Annotated in this window: 6 protein-coding genes; all 6 read left to right on the forward strand. The window is 38.7% G+C overall.

Going from position 1 to position 3,895, the window contains the following annotated elements; genetic code table 11:
• Window positions 1-331: 331 nt before the first annotated feature.
• The 6 genes from yidD to PVE40_RS12400 are packed head-to-tail and all read left to right on the forward strand — an operon-like array spanning window position 332 to window position 3,454.
• A complete protein-coding gene (gene yidD, locus PVE40_RS12375; RefSeq protein ID WP_002318456.1) occupies window positions 332-616 on the forward strand; it encodes a membrane protein insertion efficiency factor YidD in 285 nt (94 codons plus the stop codon).
• On the forward strand, window positions 597-917 hold the full coding sequence (trxA, locus tag PVE40_RS12380) for a thioredoxin (RefSeq protein ID WP_002318457.1): 321 nt from the start codon (window positions 597-599) through the stop codon (window positions 915-917). Before yidD ends, trxA begins: the two co-directional genes overlap by 20 nt.
• A 23-nt stretch (window positions 918-940) precedes the next feature.
• On the forward strand, window positions 941-1,246 hold the full coding sequence (locus tag PVE40_RS12385) for a rhodanese-like domain-containing protein (protein ID WP_274732242.1): 306 nt from the start codon (window positions 941-943) through the stop codon (window positions 1,244-1,246).
• Window positions 1,246-2,898: an FAD-dependent oxidoreductase gene (locus PVE40_RS12390; protein ID WP_274732243.1), complete on the forward strand. Its 1,653-nt coding sequence runs from the start codon at window positions 1,246-1,248 to the stop codon at window positions 2,896-2,898. Before PVE40_RS12385 ends, PVE40_RS12390 begins: the two co-directional genes overlap by 1 nt.
• Window positions 2,898-3,194: a rhodanese-like domain-containing protein gene (locus PVE40_RS12395; RefSeq protein WP_068710704.1), complete on the forward strand. Its 297-nt coding sequence runs from the start codon at window positions 2,898-2,900 to the stop codon at window positions 3,192-3,194. Before PVE40_RS12390 ends, PVE40_RS12395 begins: the two co-directional genes overlap by 1 nt.
• Window positions 3,194-3,454 carry a metal-sensitive transcriptional regulator gene (locus tag PVE40_RS12400; RefSeq protein ID WP_076767555.1) on the forward strand — a complete coding sequence of 87 codons (261 nt, stop codon included), beginning with the start codon at window positions 3,194-3,196 and terminating at the stop codon, window positions 3,452-3,454. Before PVE40_RS12395 ends, PVE40_RS12400 begins: the two co-directional genes overlap by 1 nt.
• The last annotated feature ends 441 nt before the right edge of the window (window positions 3,455-3,895 follow it).

A 3,895-nucleotide genomic window follows, 5' to 3' on the forward strand; every position in this document is an offset into this window, starting at 1 on the left:
CGCACTTACTGGTACATTTCTTTGCACTTAGTGGTAAAAAACAATGCACTAGTGGTACATTTTCGATGCCGTATTCAAAAATACAAAAAAATGGCTCTCGCCACCCCAAAAGGGATCTGCGAGAGCTATTTCTTTATTCATTTTTCTGGTTTTGTCCCAGACTCATAGTTTTTTTTGCTCATAGGGAGGAAGGTCATGTAACTTTATCCACTAGCTCTTAATACAAGATTCGGAAATACCGACATATTATGGTCGTTTTTATTCTTTTTGAAAAATGCTTTACAAAAAATACGCATGGAGGTATAATCAAAATACGCGTTGGGGTATGTAAATGAAAAATATCATTTTATTAAGTATAAAAGGTTATCAAAAAGGAATTTCGCCGTTGTTTCCACCGAGTTGCCGTTATTATCCCACCTGCTCGCACTATGCTGTTGATGCGATTGAAAAACACGGAGCAGCAAAAGGGTCTCTAATGGGAGCAGCACGTATTATGCGGTGTCATCCATTTGTTAAAGGCGGATATGATCCAGTGCCAAGTACATTTTCATTGAAAAGAAATAACAGACATAAGATAAAAGGAGAGGAACAATCAAATGACAGTAAAAGTAACTGATATAACATTAGCATCAGAAGTAAAAGAGGGTATTACATTAGTCGATTTTTGGGCTCCTTGGTGCGGGCCATGTAAGATGTTAGGACCAGTATTAGAAGAATTAGAAGCAGAATTTGCACCTGAAATTAAAATTGCAAAGTTGAACATTGACGAAAACAATGTAATAGCTAGTCAACTGGGCATTATGAGCATTCCTACCATGGTTTTATATAAAGATGGTCAGCCTATTGAAAAAATAGTTGGCTACCAACCAAAAGAAGTACTAAAAGAGTATTTAATGGAAAAAGTAACAGCAGAATAATTACTATTATGAGGAGGAAAAATATGTTTTTCAAAAAAACACCTACGATTTCAACTACTGAACTGGAGAATAAATTATCCGAAAAGCCGCAAATTATTGATGTGAGAGAACCGCATGAATTCAAAATTGGTCATATTCCAGGTGCAAAAAATATTCCATTGGCTAAAGTTTCTACCTATCCCCCGAAGGGTCAAGTCTACGTAGTGTGCCAATCTGGGATGCGCAGTAAACGAGCGACGAAAATATTGCTGAAACAAGGACATGATGTTATCAACGTCCGTGGCGGCATGATGGCATGGGCAGGAGCAAAAAAAGGAGGCAAGAATTAATGAGAATTGTCATTATTGGTGGTGTAGCAGGTGGTATGTCTGCTGCTACACGGTTAAGACGTTTGGATGAAAGAGCAGAAGTTATCGTGTTAGAAAAAGGGCCATATGTGTCATTTGCTAATTGTGGTTTGCCTTATTATGTCGCTGGAGAAATTGATGAACGGACGGATTTGTTAGTTCAAACTCCAGAAGCTTTGCAAGCAAGGTTCAATTTAGACGTACGGCCAAATAGTGAAGCTATTTCCATCGACTCCAACAACAAAGAAGTGGTCGTGCAAACCGATCAAGAAACATACACATTGGGGTATGACAAATTAATCTTGTCTCCAGGAGCAAAGCCATTTATTCCGCCAGCAAACGGATTAGAAGAAGCAGAGAATATTTTCACCTTGCGTTCTGTACCAGATATCGATGCGATTTCCAACTTTATCCATATACACAACCCTAAAAAAGCAGTTGTCATAGGTGCTGGATTTATCGGGCTAGAAATGGCAGAAAGTTTAGTCCAACGAGGAATGGAAGTTACTATTGTAGAGAAAGCGCCACATGTACTGCCGCCTTTCGATGAAGAAATGGCGGCTTATGTAACGAAAGAATTAGCAGCTAATGGTGTAAGATTATATACAGGATTGGCGGCTGAATCATTTGAAGAAAAAGGTAAAATCGTTGTATTGGAAAACGGAGAACGCTTAGAAAGTGATATTACTTTAATGTCTGTCGGCGTAAAACCGGAAACAACGGTAGCTTTGACAGCTGGTGTCGAAACAGGTTTACGCGGCGGAATAGTCGTCGATGACCAATATGAAACTAGCCAAAAAGATATTTACGCTGTAGGGGATGCGATTGTCGTTAAACAACAAATCAACGGAGAAGACACAATGATTGCATTGGCTTCGCCAGCTAACCGTCAAGGACGTCAAGTGGCTGATGTCATTAGCGGATTGGAGCGCAAAAATAAAGGCAGTATCGGGACAGCGATTGTACGAGTATTCAAAATGGCAGCAGCGTCGACCGGTTTGAATGAACGCCAATTGCAACAAGCTGATGAGGTGTATGAAGTGATTCATATCCAAGGAAAAAGCCATGCTGGCTATTATCCTAATGCAAAAACCATTGTCTTAAAATTATTGTTTCATCCGACTACTGGTAAAATTTATGGCGCTCAGGCCATCGGAGAAGACGGTGTAGACAAACGGATTGATATCATTGCTACAGCTATTAAAGCCGGAATGACGGTGCAAGATTTGCCGGAATTAGAGTTCACTTATGCTCCTCCATTTGGTTCTGCTAAAGATCCTGTCAATATGGCTGGTTATACAGCCTTAAATCTTATGGAAGGCCTTAGTGAATCGGTGCAATGGCATGAATTAGAAGACAAGCAAGCAGAAGGATATTTATTGCTGGATGTTCGAAATGAAGGTGAATTGAAATCAAACGGCCGTTTAAAAGGAGCAGTCAATATTCCTTTAGATAGTTTGCGAGACCGCATGGCAGAGTTGCCAAAAGATCAACCAATTATTGTGAGCTGTCACAGTGGTCTGCGCAGCTATATAGCGGAAAGAATGCTAAAACAAAATGGTTATAAAGCCAAAAATTTAGATGGAGCATTTGCTCTTTACTCAACAGTAAAACCAGAAAAGGTGGTAAAATAATGTACAATACAATATCAATGCCAGAATTTGAACAAAAATGGAAAAAAGAGAAACTTCCTTTAGTAGACGTTAGAGAAATGAACGAATGGGAAAATGGTCACCTGGACGGAGCAATCCATGTTCCTTTAAGTAATCTTTCAGCTGAAAAAAATAAATTGGATAAAAGTCAAGAGTATTATGTAATGTGTCACTCCGGTGCGCGTTCTTCAATGGCTTGTCAACAATTAGCACAAGAAGGATACAAAGTGATAAATGTAATGGGAGGAATTTCTGCTTGGAGAGGAGAAATCGTTTAATGGAATACGATAAAAAAATTGTGAACCGTTTGAAACGTTCTGATGGTCAGTTGCATGGGGTTTTGAATATGATGGAAGAAGGAAAAGACTGCGCGGATATTGTTACTCAATTATCAGCGGTGCGCTCCAGTATTGATCGTGCGATTAGTTTAATTGTTGCTGAAAATTTAGTAGAATGCGTACAGGATAATATCAAAAATGGTAGTACTGGAGAAGAAAGCGTTGAACAAGCAATTCAGTTATTAATGAAAAGCCGTTAAATTAAAAGAGTTATAGCTTGGATTATTTAGTTCGCCAGTTGAGTGTCAACGTATCGAAACAGAGTTTTTTATTAAGGTAATTTAGTGAAGAACATTACAGGCGATGATTGTTCAGTTTATCCAAGATGAGAAGGTTGCTGCGTTGGGGGACTCCAGAAGAGCCGGTAGATCCAGTGGCCCCTGAAGAGCCAGTTTAACTTCAGAAGTAAATAAGGCATTAAATTTAAGCCCAATACTAACCTGATAAAAACAATTATTACTCTCTTTCCAATTAGGTAATATGGAAAGAGAGTTTTTTGATTTATCCGAAGACTAGAACATTGAGGAATAAAAAAGTAAGATAGTGCACTTATGTCGATGAGGGGTGTACTCAAAATAGACACATGTAAGATGTTGTATTTTCCCCTTTTGTAATGTAGTCTATAAGTGTCGACTAAATGT

It is taken from the genome of Jeotgalibaca caeni (assembly GCF_028863945.1).
Taxonomy (GTDB): Bacteria; Bacillota; Bacilli; order Lactobacillales; family Aerococcaceae; genus Jeotgalibaca; species Jeotgalibaca caeni.

Coding starts and splice junctions, on each gene's coding strand:
- yidD (WP_002318456.1), top strand. CDS start 332: ATGAAAAATATCATTTTATTAAGTATAAAAGGTTATCAAAAAGGAATT.
- trxA (WP_002318457.1), top strand. CDS start 597: ATGACAGTAAAAGTAACTGATATAACATTAGCATCAGAAGTAAAAGAG.
- PVE40_RS12385 (WP_274732242.1), top strand. CDS start 941: ATGTTTTTCAAAAAAACACCTACGATTTCAACTACTGAACTGGAGAAT.
- PVE40_RS12390 (WP_274732243.1), top strand. CDS start 1,246: ATGAGAATTGTCATTATTGGTGGTGTAGCAGGTGGTATGTCTGCTGCT.
- PVE40_RS12395 (WP_068710704.1), top strand. CDS start 2,898: ATGTACAATACAATATCAATGCCAGAATTTGAACAAAAATGGAAAAAA.
- PVE40_RS12400 (WP_076767555.1), top strand. CDS start 3,194: ATGGAATACGATAAAAAAATTGTGAACCGTTTGAAACGTTCTGATGGT.